This window comes from Neisseria sp., assembly GCF_041804105.1.
Lineage (GTDB): Bacteria > Pseudomonadota > Gammaproteobacteria > Burkholderiales > Neisseriaceae > Neisseria.
This window is the reverse complement of sequence record NZ_JBHCJY010000058.1, coordinates 1-14974: the sequence shown is the minus strand read 5'-3', so window position 1 is coordinate 14974 and position 14974 is coordinate 1. Positions and strand designations below refer to the sequence as shown.

Here is a 14974-nt window from a genome sequence, read left to right as displayed (position 1 = left end):
ACATATCGACCATGAATTTTTGGCTTAAAAATAAAAGGCCGTCTGAAAATTTTCAGACGGCCTTTTGACTGAAACTAGGCGGTAATCAGGCAACCTGCGTTTGGTGCTCGTTGCCGTTGCGTTCGCGGATTGCGCCCAAACGGTAAACCGTTTCGCCTTGCTCCGCCAAAAATTTCTGCACCGCATCGGCGGTTTCGGCCGATACGATTACCACCATGCCGATGCCGCAGTTAAACGTTCGGTACATTTCCTGCTGTTCCACATTGCCTGCCTGTTGCAGCCATTGGAACAGTTTCGGCATTTGCCAAGATTTCGCGTCGATTTGCGCGACGGTGTTTTCCGGCAAAACGCGCGGCACGTTTTCGGTGATGCCACCGCCGGTAATGTGCGCCATGCCTTTGATTTCAAATTGTTTTAGCGCGGACAAAATCGGTTTTACATACAGGCGGGTAGGGGCGATAACGGCTTCGCGCAGGGTTTTGCCGTTGTCGAATTCGGCGTCCAAATCGGGCTGGTTGCGTTCGATGATTTTGCGGATTAACGAGTAGCCGTTGGAGTGCGCGCCGTTGCTGGCCAAACCCAGCACCACGTCGCCCGCAGCAATGCTGCGGCCGTTAATCACCTGGTCTTTTTCCACCACGCCCACGGCGAAGCCGGCCAAATCGTATTCGCCTTCAGGATACATGCCGGGCATTTCGGCGGTTTCGCCGCCGATTAGCGCGCAGCCCGATTCTTCGCAGCCTTGTGCGATGCCTTTGATGACATCGGTGGCGCGCGCCACATCGAGTTTGCCGCAGGCGAAATAATCAAGGAAAAACAGCGGCTCGGCACCCTGCACCAAAATATCGTTCACGCTCATGGCCACGAGGTCGATGCCGACGGTGTCGTGTTTGTCCCAATCAAACGCCAGCTTCAGCTTGGTGCCCACGCCGTCGGTGCCGGAAACCAAAACGGGGTTGCGGTATTTTTTGCTGATTTCCACCAGCGCGCCGAAACCGCCCAAATCCCCCAACACTTCAGGGCGCATGGTGCGTTTGGCAAAGGGTTTGATGTTTTCGACCAGTTGGTCGCCGGCATCAATATCGACACCTGCGTCGCGGTAGCTCAAAGACGGGTTGCTCATGGAGGGGGCTTTCTTTCAATAAAGGGAATAGCTGGTATTTTAACTGATTTTATATTTCGGGAACGGCCGGATGTGAGGAATTTTTTGCACTTGGACATGATTGGCCGTATGGCGGCGCATCAAGGCCGTCTGAAAAGTTTCAGACGGCCTGCGTAAACTGCGTTAAGCCGTTCGGATTTCATTATCCGCATGAAATTTGTTAAACTTGCGTTTTTCCACACACCTTGAAAAGGACGAAAAATGGCATTGATGGATTCTTTAATCGGCGCAGCTACATCTGCTTTGGGCGGCGGCGACAGCCAGCAGAACACTGCCGTCAACATGGCGCTTGACTTGGTCAAACAGAGCGGCGGTCTCGGCGGTCTGATGGGCCAACTGCAACAGGGCGGTTTGGGCGATGCGCTGCAAAGCTGGGTTTCCACCGGCAGCAATCAGGCGGTCAGCGGCGGCGACATCCAAAACGCACTGGGCGGCGACGTGGTGAACCAAATCGCGGCCAAGTTCGGCATGGACGGCAACCAGGCCGGCGATCTGCTGGCGCAATACCTGCCTAATTTGGTCGACAGCGCCACTCCGGGCGGCAACGCGCAGGATGCCGACGGCTTCGGTTTGGACGACATCGCTTCGCTGGTGCTGAAAAATTTCGTGAAGTAAGCCGATCCGGATGAAGGACAAGGCCGTCTGAAAAGTTTTCAGACGGCCTTTTTTTATGGCTGTATTCGGATTGCGTTGAGGTTTCATTTGCCGCCATTCCCGCTTGTGAGGGAAGGATGATGGGGCAGTTTCCCCGCTGTTCCTGTGCGGGCAGGAATCCAATCCAATAAGACGGCTGTGGTTGCTGCCGTCTTTGAAAGCCATCCGTTTTACGGCGGTTTTTCAGACGGCCTGTTTTAACGTTTCGCTACCCGCCGCGCGCGGATGATTTCGATAACGGCGGGCAGCACCGATACGATGATGATGCCCAGCAGCACTAGGCTCAGGTTTTTCTTGACGACGGGAATGTTGGCAAAAAAGTATCCGCCGTAGGAAAACAGCACTACCCACAACACCGCGCCAATCACGTTGTAGCGGATAAAGCGGCTGTAATCCATGTTGCCCATGCCCGCCACGAAAGGCGCAAAAGTGCGCACGATGGGGACGAAGCGGGCGATGATGATGGTTTTGCCGCCGTATTTTTCGTAAAACGCATGGGTCTTGTCGAGATAGCTGCGCTTGAATATTTTGGAATCGGGGTTGGCAAACAGTTTTTCGCCGAACATTTTGCCGACGGCGAAGTTGACCGCATCGCCGATAATGGCCGCCGCAATCAGCAGCAGTACCATCACATGGATGTTCATGTTGCCCACCGCCGCGATGCCGCCTGCGGCGAACAGCAGCGAATCGCCGGGCAGGAAGGGCGTAACCACCAGGCCGGTTTCGCAAAACACGATCAGAAACAGGATGGCGTAAATCCAGCTTCCGTATTGCGCGGAAAGTTCGGTCAGGTGTTGGTCGATATGGAGGATGAAGTCGATGATTGTATTGATAAATTCCATGTGTGCGGATTCCTGAAAACAAGGCCGTCCGAAGGGAGCGGATCGGCCGGAGCGGGCATTTTAAAGCAAAAGCATATCGGCAACACGGCGGTTTGCGATATTTTTCAGACGGCCTCGGTGCAACGCCTGCCGGCATGGTCGGTGTTGCCGTGAACTTGCGCGGGTTTGCATCGGAGTACCGGGAAACGGGAACCCGATATTTTTCTTGTCAGGCACGGGAATGATGGTAAGCGGTTGGTTTTCAATGGATTGCCAAAACTGCGTTTGCACCGCGCATTGAGCAGCGCTCCATCGTTCGTTTCTGCGCAGGCGGAAATTCACGGCGAATATTTGCAACCGAATGAATAAAAACGGTTTCTTAAATGCAAAGACGGAGTTCCGCCTGTGCGGAAATGGCGCTGCCGATGCAATCCATGCATTCTCCAACAATGCAGCCTTGCCAAACGCCGCCGAATACAACAAGGCCGTCTGAAAAACTGTTTTCAGACGGCCTTGAATATTGTCGGGTTATTTCCTGCTTTTCAGCCACACGCCCCAAATCAGAAGCAGCACGAAACCGAAATACAGCAGGCTCCACACGGGCAGCGGGATGCCGAGAAAATAATCGGCCACGTCGCAACTGCCGAAGCCGCGGACAACGGGTTCCCAAGTGTCAAACAGCGGCCAGTCTTTCAGGCGGAATGTCCACGGTGCGCCGCAGGAAGGAGCCGTGCCGGGCGGCAGGCTTTGGATATAGAGCTGGTAAACCGCCACGCCTGCGCCGTAAAGTGCGGGAACGCTGATAAACAGCGCACTTACCGTGCGGGCGGCTTTGCCGGTTTGGCTGCTGGCGGACGCGGCCAGTGCGGCCAGCCCGACCGCCATCACCGACAGGCGCTGCAAAATGCACAACACGCAGGGATTCAGTCCCAGCACATATTGCGAGTAAAACGAGCCGGCGGTGGCGGCAATCGATAGGGCAACGACGGCGAAAACGGTTTTGCGGAACAGGTTCATGGTGTGTTTTCCGGATTTTTTCAGACGGCCTTGCAGGTAAGGCCGTGATGGTAACGGCTGCTATATTAACAGAGCGGGGCTTGCGTTTCACGGCGGAGGCGGAAAATGCCGTGTAAGTGTTGGTAATAAATACCGATGCGCCGCAGGCCGTCTGAAATCATTTATAATCGGGCGGTACGCAAACCATCGGCCATCCCTATGCAGACTACCCATCAGGAAAACCGCTTTCAAGCCCCCGATTTCCACGGTCACAGCCCGCAGAGCTGGTATCAGGCGGCCTCGCAGCAGCCCGGCTTCATCCGCGATAATGCGCAGGCCAAAGCGGTGGAATACCTCGACCGACTGTGGTCGGAACTCGTGATGTTCAAACGCAAGCGCAACCGCTTTTTAGGCCGCAGCCTGCGCTCGCCCAGCGTACCCAAAGGGTTGTATTTCTACGGCGGGGTAGGGCGCGGCAAGAGTTTCCTGATGGACATGTTTTACGGCTGCCTGCCCTACCGCCGCAAGCGGCGTGTGCATTTCCACGCATTTATGGCCGAAGTCCACAAACGGATGCGCGATGCCAAAAGCGAAGCCAATCCGCTCAAAACCGTCGCCGCCGAAATCGCCAAAGAAACCCGCGTTTTGTGTTTCGACGAATTTCATGTAAGCGACATTGCCGATGCCATGATTTTGGGCCGTCTGCTCGAAAGTCTGCTGGAACTCGGCGTGGTGGTGGTGGCCACGTCGAACTACGCGCCGTCCGAACTCTACCCGCAGGGGCAGAACCGCAGCAGCTTCCTGCCCACCATCGCCCTAATCGAACAGAATCTGACCGTGCTGAACGTGGACGGCGGCGAAGATTACCGGATGCGCACGCTCAAGCCCGCCGATGTCTATTTCGTGCCCGACAGCACCGAGAACGAAAAACGGCTTGCAGAACTGTTCGCCATGATGTCGGGCGGCACACCCGACAATCCCCATATGATGAGCGTCCACGGCCGCGACATTCCCTGCAAAGCCGAAAAAGGCAGGGTGGTATGGTTCGACTTCAAAGCACTCTGTTTCGGCCCGCGTTCGCAGGCGGATTACCTTTATCTGGCCGAGAACTACGAAGTCGTTTTGGTGTCGGGCATCTGCAAACTCACGCCGGAAGAAAAAGCCGAGGCACGCCGTCTGACATGGCTGATGGACGTGTTTTACGATTACCGCGTGAAATTCTGCGCCACCGGCAGCGTGGCGGCGGAAGACATCTACACCGAAGGCGATTTCGCCCACGAGTTCGTGCGCACGGTCAGCCGCATGGTGGAAATGCAGTCCGAATCCTATCTCGCCCAGCCTCATCTGACCTTGGGGAAAGCCGGGGCCGTCTGAAAAAGATGCGCCGTTTCGGGACATCGGGCAAAACGTTTTCAGGGTTTCCGCCGCAAATCAGACCAAACCGGAGAATGCGGGATGGATATGGCGGAACCGTTTTCCCGCGCCACCGAACAATACCCCCTAAATCCTGCGAATTTTGCTAAAATACCCGCTGTTTTTCAGACGGCCTGCCGTTTGATGCAAACCGTCCGGCGCGAGCCGCTTGTTTACTGTTTTTAAAAGGAGGGCAGCATGGCTGTCGAACGTACTATTTCCATCGTGAAACCCGATGCCGTGGGTAAAAATGTGATCGGCAAAATCTATAGCCGTTTCGAGGAAAACGGCCTGCGCATCGTGGCGGCAAAAATGAAACAGCTTTCCCGCGCCGAAGCCGAAGGCTTTTACGCTGTGCACAAAGAGCGCCCGTTCTTCAACGACTTGGTGGCCTTCATGACCAGCGGCCCCGTGATGATTCAGGTGTTGGAAGGCGAAAACGCCGTTTTGAAAAACCGCGAAATCATGGGTGCGACCAATCCGAAAGAGGCCGCTGCGGGTACCATCCGCGCCGACTTCGCCGAGTCTATCGATGCCAATGCGGTACACGGTTCCGACAGCTTGGAAAACGCCGCCATCGAAATCGCCTATTTCTTCGCGGCCACCGAAATCTGCCCGCGTTAAACCGGCACGGCAACACAGGCCGTCTGAAAACCGCTTAACGGTTTCAGACGGCATCAGTATTATTTAAGAACACATGAAAACCAACCTACTGAATTTCGATCTCGACGGTCTCAACCGCCACTTCGCCGAGATGGGCGAAAAGCCGTTCCGAGCCAAACAGGTAATGCGCTGGATGCACCAGGGCGGCGCGTCGGGGTTCGACGAAATGACCGACTTGGCCAAGTCGCTGCGTGCCAAACTCGACGCGCAGGCGGCGATTGACGTGCCCAGCCTGATGGCGGCGCAGGAATCCGCCGACGGTACGCGCAAATGGCTGCTCGACGTCGGTACGGGCAACGGCGTGGAAACGGTGTATATTCCCGAAAGCGACCGCGGCACATTGTGCATTTCGTCGCAAGTGGGTTGCGCGCTGGAATGTACGTTCTGCTCCACCGGCCGTCAGGGGTTCAACCGCAACCTGACCACCGCCGAAATCATCGGCCAGCTTTGGTGGGCGAATAAAGCGATGGGCGTTACGCCGAAAAACGAACGCGTCATTTCCAACGTTGTCATGATGGGAATGGGCGAACCGCTGGCCAATTTCGACAACGTGGTTACCGCCTTGAGCATCATGCTCGACGACCACGGTTACGGTTTGAGTCGCCGCCGCGTAACCGTGTCCACTTCCGGCATGGTGCCGCAGATGGACAGGCTGCGCGACGTGATGCCGGTGGCTTTGGCCGTGTCGCTGCACGCATCGAACGATGCGGTTCGCGACGAAATCGTGCCGCTGAACAAAAAATACCCGCTCAAAGAGCTGATGGCCGCCTGCCGCCGTTATCTCGAAAAAGCGCCGCGCAACTTCATCACGTTCGAATATGTGATGCTCGACGGCATCAACGACAAAGCCGAGCATGCGCGCGAGCTTATCGAGCTGGTTAAAGACGTGCCGTGCAAGTTCAACCTGATTCCGTTCAACCCGTTCCCCAATTCAGGTTACGAGCGTTCGAGCAATGAAAACATCCGCGTGTTCAGCGATATTCTGCAACAGGCGGGGTTCGTCGTAACCGTACGCAAAACACGCGGCGACGACATCGATGCGGCCTGCGGCCAACTGGCCGGACAGGTACGGGACAAAACGAAGCGTCAGCAGAAATGGCAGCAGATTGTTTTGGAAAAACAGGGCTTGGGGTAAAGGTCAGGCTGTCGGTTTTCCGGACAATTCATCTGCATTCCGGGTGAAAACCTGTCCGCACGAAAGCATTACATTGTTTTCAGACGGCCGTCTGAAAACGCATCACGGTTTAAAGGGCAAAGCAATACAGAAAGGGCAAACACATGAATACGAAAAAATTCTGGCTGCCGCTCGCAGCCGTTGTCGCACTGGGCGCATGTGCGGGAACATCCGATAAAAAATCGTCCACGCAGGACGTATCGAACATCAAAACACAGCTTGCCATCGAATACATGCGCGGGCATGATTTCCGTCAGGCCACCACCAGCATCGAAGAAGCGATTAAAGCCAACGATAAAAACGAAATCGCATGGCTGATACGCGCGCAGATTTTCCAGCATCTGAAAGTGCCGGAAAAAGCCGAAGCCAGCTTCAAGAAAGCCCTGTCCATCAAACCCGACAGCGCGGAAATCAACAACAACTACGGCTGGTATCTGTGCAGCCAAACCAAGCGCGTCAACGAATCCATCGCGTATTTCGACAAGGCGTTGGCGGATCCCACCTATCCCAGCCCGCACACGGCCAACCTGAACAAAGGCATCTGCAGCGCCAAGCTCGGCCAATATTCCTTGTCGGAATCCTATCTCCAGCGCGCGCTGGCAGCCGCCCCGCAGTTCCCGCCCGCCATGAAGGAAATGGCGCGTACCAAGATGCTGGCCGGCAACCTGCAGGATGCCGACTATTATTTCCGCCAATACCAAAGCCGCGTCGATATGCTGTTGGCCGACGACCTGCTGTTGGGCTGGAAACTCGCCAATGCCATGGGCAACTCCCAGGCCGCGTATGAATACGAAGCGCAGCTGCGTGCCAATTATCCCTATTCGGAAGAATTGCAGGCAGTAACCTCGGGTTCGCGCTAAAAACCGATCCGCCAGTCGGCCGCAAACGGTTTTCAGACGGCCTTACCCCAATCGGGCCGTCTGAAAACGCCAAACAGGAAAACCAGATGAAATATTGGGTAGGTACGGTTTCGAAAGAACACGTTTTACTCGGCAAAGCGGGCGGTTTCTGCCAGGTTTGCCACGGAAAATCCGCGCCGCTCAACCGCATGAAAAAAGGGGATTGGCTGCTGTATTACAGCCCGAAAACGCGTTTGGAGGGTGGGACGAAACACCGGTCGTTTACCGCTTTCGGACAAATCACCGACGATAAAGCCTATCCTTTCAGAATGAGCGAAACTTTCGTTCCCTACCGCCGTGATGTCGATTATGCCGATACATACCGTGACTGCCCGATAGAAATCGTCCGCAGCCATCCGGAATGGAAAAAGTATGCGGGTATGCTGCGTTACGGCCATTTTGAAATTTCGGAAGACTTTTTCCGTTTGGTACAAACGTATATGCAGACCGCTCCCGACGATGAAATCCTGCAAATGGAAATACCGGTTTGAATACATTCAGACGGCCTTGCCCGCATAAAGGCCGTCTGAAAACTTAAATTCCGTCATACAGAAAACCACATGAACACACCCAAACGCCGCCAGACACACCAAGTCCGAATCGACCACATTACCGTCGGCTCCGATGCGCCCGTTGTCGTCCAATCGATGACCAATACCGATACCGCCGATGCCGCAGGTACCGCGCAGCAGGTAAAGGAATTGAGCGATGCCGGCTCGGAGATGGTGCGCATTACCGTCAATAGTCCGGAAGCTGCGGCCAAAGTGGCCGAAATCCGCCGACGGCTCGACGACATGGGCTGCAACACCCCGCTCATCGGTGATTTCCATTTCAACGGCGAACGCCTGTTGGCAGAGTTTCCCGACTGCGGCAAAGCATTGTCCAAATACCGCATCAACCCCGGCAACGTCGGCAAAGGTGCGAAGGGCGATGAAAAATTTGCCTACATGATCCGTACCGCCGCCGAAAACGATAAGGCTGTGCGCATCGGCGTGAACTGGGGATCGCTCGACCAAAGCCTGGCCAAACGCATGATGGATGCCAATCTTGCTTCCGCGAATCCCCTTCCGCCCGAAGAAGTGATGAAGGAAGCATTGATTGTATCCGCGCTCGAATCCGCTCAAAAAGCCGTGGATTTGGGTTTGCCCGAAAACAAAATCATCCTGTCGTGCAAAGTCAGCGCGGTACAGGATTTGATTGAAGTGTACAGCCGTCTCGGAGCGCGCTGCGATTACCCGCTGCATCTGGGTTTGACCGAAGCGGGGATGGGCAGCAAAGGCATCGTTGCATCTACTGCCGCATTGTCCGTGCTGCTGCAACAGGGTATCGGTGACACCATCCGCATTTCGCTCACGCCCGAACCCGGCAGCCCGCGCACGCAAGAAGTCGTGGTGGGGCAGGAAATCCTGCAAACCATGGGGTTGCGCTCGTTCACCCCGATGGTAACCGCCTGTCCCGGTTGCGGTCGAACCACCAGCACGGTGTTCCAAGAACTTGCCCGCGACATCCAAAGCTACCTGCGCGAGCAAATGGTCGTATGGCGCAGCCAATATCCCGGAGTGGAAAGCCTGAACGTGGCCGTGATGGGCTGTGTGGTTAACGGCCCGGGCGAAAGCAAGCTCGCCGACATCGGCATCAGCCTGCCCGGTACCGGCGAAACCCCCATCGCCCCTGTATATGTGGACGGCGAGCGTAAGGTTACGCTCAAAGGCGACAATATGGCCGCCGAATTTCTCGCCATCGTTGAAGACTATGTCAAAACCAATTACGGCGAAGGCGGGAAAAAACGCAGCCAGAGCAGGGTGATACCGATTCATCAGTCGTAAAGGCCGTCTGAAATATACGGGAAATGTAATTACAAACAAATAAAGGGAAATAACAATGGCAAAATTTTTAAATACCAGCGGAACAACGTATTATTTGGAAGAGTTAATTAAAAATGCTCGGGAACGGCTCTATTTGATTAGCCCTTATCTTAAATTAAACAGCAGAATCAGGGAGCTTTTGGAAGATAAAGACCGCATGAAAATAGATGTGCGGATTGTTTATGGAAAAAGCGAGTTGCAGCCGACAGAAACCGCATGGCTGAAAAACTTGAACTATGTGCGGACCAGTTATTGTCCCAACCTTCATGCGAAATGCTATATCAGTGAGACAGCCTGTATTATTACCAGTCTGAATCTGTATGAATTCAGCCAGATAAACAATAACGAAATGGGCATATTGCTCAGTCGTGATGAAGACAGCGATGTGTATCTGGATGCCTATAATGAAGCTCAGCGGATTATCCGCATCAGTGATGAAGTGAAGATTTCTTTGGACGTGGTGGAAAAAGAAAACCTTACTGAAGCCCCTGCTGCTCCAACTGCTGATACCGATGCCGAGAAAAATTACTCTACATTGACAGCAGCAAAATTGGCTGAAAAATGGAATATTTCGACAGTAGAGTGCAATCAGAAGTTATGTGAAGCAGGATTACAAACTCAGGACGGTAAATTTTTCAGGTTAACAGATATTGGTAAAGAAACAGGTGCTTTAATTAAAAAAGGCCGTTTCGGGTATTTCATTGTGTGGCCTGAAGAGTTGACACTTGATATGGTGGAAGCTGCTCGTCAAAATCAAAAGAATCCGTTTGAAAAACTTATTACTGGTTTTCGTGCTTTTTTAGTAAAGTGATTGGTTTGATTTAAATTACCCATGCCGTCTGAAATCTTTTCAGACGGCCCAACCCCAAAAAATTCAAAGCGATATGGCACAAAAAATCCAAGCCGTCAAAGGCATGAACGACCTGCTGCCGGTGGAGCAGAAAGATTTCAAGCTGACCGCCGCGTTTTGGCAGGCGTTTGAAGATACGGTCAACCGTTGGACGAAGCGTTACGGTTACCGCCAAATCCGCACGCCGATTGTCGAACAGACCGGCCTGTTTGTCCGCTCCATCGGAGAAGAAACCGACGTGGTCGGCAAAGAGATGTACACGTTTGCCGACAATGCGGGCAAAACCAGCCTGAGCCTGCGTCCCGAAGGTACGGCTTCCTGTTTGCGCGCGGTCGTGGAACACGACCTGACCTACAATGCGCCGCAGAAATTGTGGTATATGGGGCCGATGTTCCGTGCGGAGCAGCCGCAGAAAGGCCGTTACCGGCAATTCCATCAAGTCGGCATCGAAGCCTTGGGTTTCGAAGGCCCCGACATTGATGCGGAAATCATTGCGATGTGCGCCGATTTGTGGGCGGAACTCGGTATTTCAGAACATCTGACTTTGGAAATCAACAGCTTGGGCAACCGCGAAGAGCGTGCCGCCCATCGTGCCGCATTGGTGGCGTATTTGACCGCGCATGAAAACGAGTTGGATGAAGACAGCAAACGCCGTCTGAAAACCAATCCGTTGCGTGTGCTCGACAGCAAAAATCCTGCGCTGCAATCTATCTGCAATGCCGCGCCGCGTCTGCTGGATTATCTGGGTGAGGCGTCGCAGCAGCATTATGCCGGTTTCAAAGCACTGTTGGATGGCTTGGGCATCCAATATGTGGAAAACCCCCGGTTGGTGCGCGGTTTGGATTATTACAACCAAACCGTGTTCGAGTGGACAACCGACAAACTCGGCTCGCAGGCCACGGTGTGCGGCGGCGGCCGTTACGACGGTTTGATGGAAGAACTCGGCGGCCGATCCACGCCGTCCATCGGTTTTGCCATGGGCATCGAACGCCTGCTGTTGCTGGTGCACGAGTATGGCCGTCTGAATGCCGATGTTGTACCTGATGTGTATGTGATGCAGCAGGGAGAAGGCAGCACGCTGGCAGCGATGAAATATGCCCGGGAACTGCGTGCGGCGGGCTATGATACCGCCCAGTATTCGGGCAGCCAGAAACTGAAAGCGCAAATCAAACGTGCCGACCAGTCGGGTGCGCATTTCGCGCTGATTGTTGCCGAGGGCGAACTTTCAGACGGCACGGTTACCCTTAAAGACATGCGCGGAACGCACGGGCAGGTTACGGTTCCTGCGCAAGATCTGATTCAAACCCTACAACAATGGAAGAGCGAATAAATGGCAGCACATATCGAAGAACAGCAAGAGATTGATAATTTTAAATATTTTTGGAGTAAAATCGGCAAGTGGCTGTTTGTCGCACTGGTGCTTGCGGCCTTGGGCTATTTGGGCAAAGTGTTGTACGACAACCATCTCAAAGGTCAAAATCAAGAAGCCGCGGCAGAGTTGGCCAAAATGGTGGAGAAAGCCCAAGCCAACAATGCCGATACGAAACAGCTCAATGCCGACCTGCAAAACCTTCAGCAAAATTACGGCAAAACCATTGCCGCAGGCCAGGCCACACTGATGACGGCAGCCACCGAGTTTGATGCGGGCAGATACGATGTCGCCGCAGGCCATCTGAAATGGGTGCTCGACAACCAGAAAGCCCCGCTGATGCAGGCGTTGGCGGCACAGCGTCTCGCCACCGTGAAATTGCAGCAGAAAAAATACGATGAGGCATTGGCGGTGCTGAACACAGCCGTCGAACCGGATTTTGAGCCGCTGCTGCTGGAAACCAAAGGCGATGTGCTTGTGGCCCAAAACAAACCCAAAGAAGCCTTGGCCGCATACCAGCAGGCAGCCGCCAAACTGGCCAAAGGCGCGCCGTCGGGCGAGCTGTTGCAGATTAAGATTAACCAGTTGAAATAGAAATAAAAAAGCCGTGTTTGCGCGGTAGGGCATCTTTGCGGTTTTCAGACGGCCTGCGGTTTTTGAGGCCGTCTGAAAACCGTTGGTAATTTAAAATGTCATTGCCGCCCGTAAAGCCGTCGTGTTTTGGCCGTAGCCGGTTATCGGATTGGGTGCTTATCGGCGGCATTATGCAAATATTATGAACAACGCATCCGGCCATATCGCGGATGACAACTTAAGATTCGGTTTTGCAAGATTCCGAAATTACCTTCCCGTACGTTTGAAACGCGTACCTGCTTGCCGTCCGAAACCTTTTCAGACGGCCTGACACAGAAAGAAAACCCATGAAACCCACCATCGCCCTAGTCGGCCGCCCCAATGTGGGCAAATCCACCCTGTTCAACCGTTTAACCCGCACCAAAGACGCGCTGGTGCACGACCTGCCAGGCCTCACGCGCGACCGTCATTACGGCCACGGACGCGTGGGCAGCAAGCCCTATCTCGTTGTCGACACGGGCGGTTTCGAGCCGGTGGTGGATAGCGGCATTCTGCACGAAATGGCCAAGCAGACCTTGCAGGCCGTAGACGAAGCCGATGCGGTGATTTTTCTGGTGGACGCACGCACCGGCCTGACCCCGCAGGATAAAATCATCGCCGACCGTTTGCGCCAAAGTCCGCGTCCCGTCTATCTTGCCGTCAACAAAGGCGAGGGCGGCAACCATGCCGTTTTGTCGGCCGAGTTTTACGAACTGGCATTGGGTGAACCGCATGTGATTTCCGGCGCGCACGGCGACGGCGTGTACTATCTGATTGAAGCCGTGCTGGAAAATTTTCCCGAAGCCGAAGAAGCGCAGCCCGAGGCCAAGCATCCCGTATTTGCCGTGATTGGCCGCCCGAACGTAGGCAAATCCACGCTGGTGAACGCCATTTTGGGCGAAGAGCGCGTCATCGCGTTTGACATGGCGGGCACCACGCGCGACAGCATTCACATCGATTTCGAGCGCGAAGGCAAACCGTTTACCATCATCGACACCGCAGGTGTGCGGCGGCGTGGCAAGGTGGATGAAGCCGTAGAAAAATTCTCGGTTATCAAAGCTATGCAGGCTATCGAAGCGGCCAACGTTGCCGTATTGGTGCTCGACGCGCAGCAGGACATCGCCGACCAAGACGCCACCATCGCCGGTTTCGCGCTCGAAGCAGGGCGCGCGCTCGTTGTGGCCGTGAACAAATGGGACGGCATCAGCGAAGAGCGGCGCAACGACATCAAGCGCGACATCGCCCGCAAACTGTATTTTCTGGATTTCGCCAAATTCCACTACATTTCCGCGCTGAAAGAACGCGGCATCGACGGCCTGTTTGAGAGCATTCAGACGGCCTACGACGCGGCTTTCATCAAAATGCCCACGCCGAAAATCACCCGCGTGCTGCAATCCGCCATCGAACGCCAGGCACCGCCGCGCGCAGGTTTGGTGCGCCCGAAAATGCGCTACGCCCACCAAGGCGGCATGAACCCGCCCGTGATTGTGGTGCACGGCAATTCGCTGGGTGCGATTTCCGACAGCTACACGCGCTACCTCACGCAAACCTTCCGCAAAGCGTTCAACCTGCAAGGCACGCCGCTGCGGATTCAGTACAACGTTTCCGAAAACCCCTACGAAGAAGCGCAGGACAAACCCAAGAAAAAACCGTTGCGGCGGGTCAGCCTGAGCAACCGTATCGCCAAACGCGAAGGACGCAAAGACGAGAAAAGCCGCAACAGCGGCGGCAAAGCGAAAAAGCGTCAGGTAAGCGTTAAGAAAAAACACAGCCAATAAACACGGGCCGTCTGAAAACTTTTTCAGACGGCCTTTAATCAGAGCGGGCGGTTACTTGCCTGCTGCTGAGATGGAGTTCAGACATTTATTCATCATTCATACGGCATTGCGGTTCAAACGATTTTAAGTCATAAGGCTGTATTGGAATGATATGTTGACGGCCACACCGCTACCGTCATTCCCGCGCAGGCGGGAATCCGGACGTAAACGCTGAGAAACCGTTGTTTTTCTAACGGCTACGGGAATCCCATCTGGATTCCCGCCTGCGCGGGAAGGACGGTAAATGTTACCGTATCAATCAACATATTGTGAAAAACGGGCGGTGATAAAACAGGCCGTCTGAAAATCGGTTTTCAGACGGCCTTTGACCATCAGGATTTGCAATGATAAGCAGCCGCGATCGAACAGGGTCAGGCAGATTATGAAACATAAAAAACAGCCCGTGTTATGCGAAACACGGACTGTTTTTTATGTTTGGCAGAAGCGGTGAGGTACGAACTCACGGAGAGCGCAAACCCTCGAAGGTTTTCAAGACCGTTGCATTAAACCGCTCTGCCACCCTTTCTGGATGTATTGCCGGACTGTTTGGACAAATGCTTGGCGGAGACGGCGAGATTCGAACTCGCGGTGGACTTTGACAACCCACTACGGTTTTCGAGACCGTCGCATTCAACCGCTGTGCCACGTCTCCGTGTGCATTTGTGGCATCAAGATTGGC

At 54.4% G+C, this 14974-nt stretch carries 15 protein-coding genes and 2 tRNA genes; 11 read left to right on the top strand and 6 right to left on the bottom strand.

All coding sequences use genetic code 11. The features are described 5' to 3' along the window. Positions 1–85: 85 nt before the first annotated feature. A complete protein-coding gene (gene purM, locus ACEYDX_RS05485) occupies positions 86–1123 on the bottom strand; it encodes a phosphoribosylformylglycinamidine cyclo-ligase (RefSeq protein ID WP_373741022.1) in 1038 nt (345 codons plus the stop codon). 240 nt (positions 1124–1363) lie between these two features. Between purM and ACEYDX_RS05480 the strand changes: the two genes are divergently transcribed. Continuing rightward, positions 1364–1777, top strand: a complete 414-nt coding sequence (locus ACEYDX_RS05480; RefSeq protein WP_373741021.1) for a YidB family protein — start codon at positions 1364–1366, stop codon at positions 1775–1777. Between the two features lie 236 nt (positions 1778–2013). On the opposite strand, the gene ACEYDX_RS05475 is transcribed toward ACEYDX_RS05480, so the two are convergent. The 3 genes from ACEYDX_RS05475 to ACEYDX_RS05465 form a co-directional block, all read right to left on the bottom strand. Next, a complete protein-coding gene (locus ACEYDX_RS05475; protein WP_373741020.1) occupies positions 2014–2658 on the bottom strand; it encodes a DedA family protein in 645 nt (214 codons plus the stop codon). A 60-nt stretch (positions 2659–2718) separates the two neighbouring features. After that, on the bottom strand, positions 2719–3084 hold the full coding sequence (locus ACEYDX_RS05470) for a hypothetical protein (protein WP_373741019.1): 366 nt from the start codon (positions 3082–3084) through the stop codon (positions 2719–2721). 81 nt (positions 3085–3165) lie between these two features. Next, a complete protein-coding gene (locus tag ACEYDX_RS05465; RefSeq protein ID WP_373741018.1) occupies positions 3166–3654 on the bottom strand; it encodes a disulfide bond formation protein B in 489 nt (162 codons plus the stop codon). 198 nt (positions 3655–3852) lie between these two features. Between ACEYDX_RS05465 and zapE the strand changes: the two genes are divergently transcribed. From zapE to der, 10 genes are all read left to right on the top strand, one after another. After that, positions 3853–5007 carry a cell division protein ZapE gene (gene zapE / locus ACEYDX_RS05460; RefSeq protein WP_373741017.1) on the top strand — a complete coding sequence of 385 codons (1155 nt, stop codon included), beginning with the start codon at positions 3853–3855 and terminating at the stop codon, positions 5005–5007. A 237-nt stretch (positions 5008–5244) separates the two neighbouring features. Then, positions 5245–5670 (top strand): nucleoside-diphosphate kinase, encoded by a 426-nt coding sequence (gene ndk / locus ACEYDX_RS05455; RefSeq protein WP_373741016.1) that lies wholly within the window; start codon positions 5245–5247, stop codon positions 5668–5670. Positions 5671–5743: 73 nt separating this feature from the next. Next, a complete protein-coding gene (gene rlmN / locus ACEYDX_RS05450) occupies positions 5744–6844 on the top strand; it encodes a 23S rRNA (adenine(2503)-C(2))-methyltransferase RlmN (RefSeq protein WP_373741015.1) in 1101 nt (366 codons plus the stop codon). 143 nt (positions 6845–6987) lie between these two features. Then, the gene (pilW, locus tag ACEYDX_RS05445) at positions 6988–7743 is read left to right on the top strand and encodes a type IV pilus biogenesis/stability protein PilW (protein WP_373741014.1); all 756 of its coding nucleotides are present in this window, start codon (positions 6988–6990) and stop codon (positions 7741–7743) included. Between the two features lie 86 nt (positions 7744–7829). Continuing rightward, entirely contained in the window at positions 7830–8273 is a 444-nt protein-coding gene (locus tag ACEYDX_RS05440) for an EVE domain-containing protein (RefSeq protein ID WP_373741013.1), read from the top strand. A 69-nt stretch (positions 8274–8342) separates the two neighbouring features. Continuing rightward, the gene (gene ispG / locus ACEYDX_RS05435) at positions 8343–9608 is read left to right on the top strand and encodes a flavodoxin-dependent (E)-4-hydroxy-3-methylbut-2-enyl-diphosphate synthase (protein WP_373741012.1); all 1266 of its coding nucleotides are present in this window, start codon (positions 8343–8345) and stop codon (positions 9606–9608) included. A gap of 55 nt (positions 9609–9663) precedes the next feature. Then, positions 9664–10458: a phospholipase D family protein gene (locus ACEYDX_RS05430; RefSeq protein WP_373741011.1), complete on the top strand. Its 795-nt coding sequence runs from the start codon at positions 9664–9666 to the stop codon at positions 10456–10458. A gap of 73 nt (positions 10459–10531) precedes the next feature. Next, the gene (hisS, locus tag ACEYDX_RS05425) at positions 10532–11827 is read left to right on the top strand and encodes a histidine--tRNA ligase (protein WP_373741010.1); all 1296 of its coding nucleotides are present in this window, start codon (positions 10532–10534) and stop codon (positions 11825–11827) included. Then, a complete protein-coding gene (locus ACEYDX_RS05420; protein WP_373741009.1) occupies positions 11828–12460 on the top strand; it encodes a YfgM family protein in 633 nt (210 codons plus the stop codon). Between the two features lie 326 nt (positions 12461–12786). After that, positions 12787–14256, top strand: coding sequence for a ribosome biogenesis GTPase Der (gene der / locus ACEYDX_RS05415; RefSeq protein ID WP_373741008.1), 1470 nt, complete (start codon positions 12787–12789; stop codon positions 14254–14256). Between the two features lie 475 nt (positions 14257–14731). On the opposite strand, the gene ACEYDX_RS05410 is transcribed toward der, so the two are convergent. Both ACEYDX_RS05410 and ACEYDX_RS05405 read right to left on the bottom strand, forming a co-directional pair. Further along, positions 14732–14822, bottom strand: a tRNA-Ser gene (locus ACEYDX_RS05410). A 32-nt stretch (positions 14823–14854) separates the two neighbouring features. Continuing rightward, a tRNA-Ser gene (locus ACEYDX_RS05405) sits at positions 14855–14947 on the bottom strand. Positions 14948–14974 lie beyond the last annotated feature (27 nt).

Bases quoted from the DNA above. Each gene is read 5' to 3' on its own strand.
- purM (WP_373741022.1), bottom strand. From the start codon at position 1,123: ATGAGCAACCCGTCTTTGAGCTACCGCGACGCAGGTGTCGATATTGAT.
- pilW (WP_373741014.1), top strand. From the start codon at position 6,988: ATGAATACGAAAAAATTCTGGCTGCCGCTCGCAGCCGTTGTCGCACTG.
- zapE (WP_373741017.1), top strand. From the start codon at position 3,853: ATGCAGACTACCCATCAGGAAAACCGCTTTCAAGCCCCCGATTTCCAC.
- rlmN (WP_373741015.1), top strand. From the start codon at position 5,744: ATGAAAACCAACCTACTGAATTTCGATCTCGACGGTCTCAACCGCCAC.
- ACEYDX_RS05430 (WP_373741011.1), top strand. From the start codon at position 9,664: ATGGCAAAATTTTTAAATACCAGCGGAACAACGTATTATTTGGAAGAG.
- der (WP_373741008.1), top strand. From the start codon at position 12,787: ATGAAACCCACCATCGCCCTAGTCGGCCGCCCCAATGTGGGCAAATCC.
- ACEYDX_RS05440 (WP_373741013.1), top strand. From the start codon at position 7,830: ATGAAATATTGGGTAGGTACGGTTTCGAAAGAACACGTTTTACTCGGC.
- ACEYDX_RS05475 (WP_373741020.1), bottom strand. From the start codon at position 2,658: ATGGAATTTATCAATACAATCATCGACTTCATCCTCCATATCGACCAA.
- ACEYDX_RS05420 (WP_373741009.1), top strand. From the start codon at position 11,828: ATGGCAGCACATATCGAAGAACAGCAAGAGATTGATAATTTTAAATAT.
- ACEYDX_RS05480 (WP_373741021.1), top strand. From the start codon at position 1,364: ATGGCATTGATGGATTCTTTAATCGGCGCAGCTACATCTGCTTTGGGC.
- hisS (WP_373741010.1), top strand. From the start codon at position 10,532: ATGGCACAAAAAATCCAAGCCGTCAAAGGCATGAACGACCTGCTGCCG.
- ispG (WP_373741012.1), top strand. From the start codon at position 8,343: ATGAACACACCCAAACGCCGCCAGACACACCAAGTCCGAATCGACCAC.
- ndk (WP_373741016.1), top strand. From the start codon at position 5,245: ATGGCTGTCGAACGTACTATTTCCATCGTGAAACCCGATGCCGTGGGT.
- ACEYDX_RS05465 (WP_373741018.1), bottom strand. From the start codon at position 3,654: ATGAACCTGTTCCGCAAAACCGTTTTCGCCGTCGTTGCCCTATCGATT.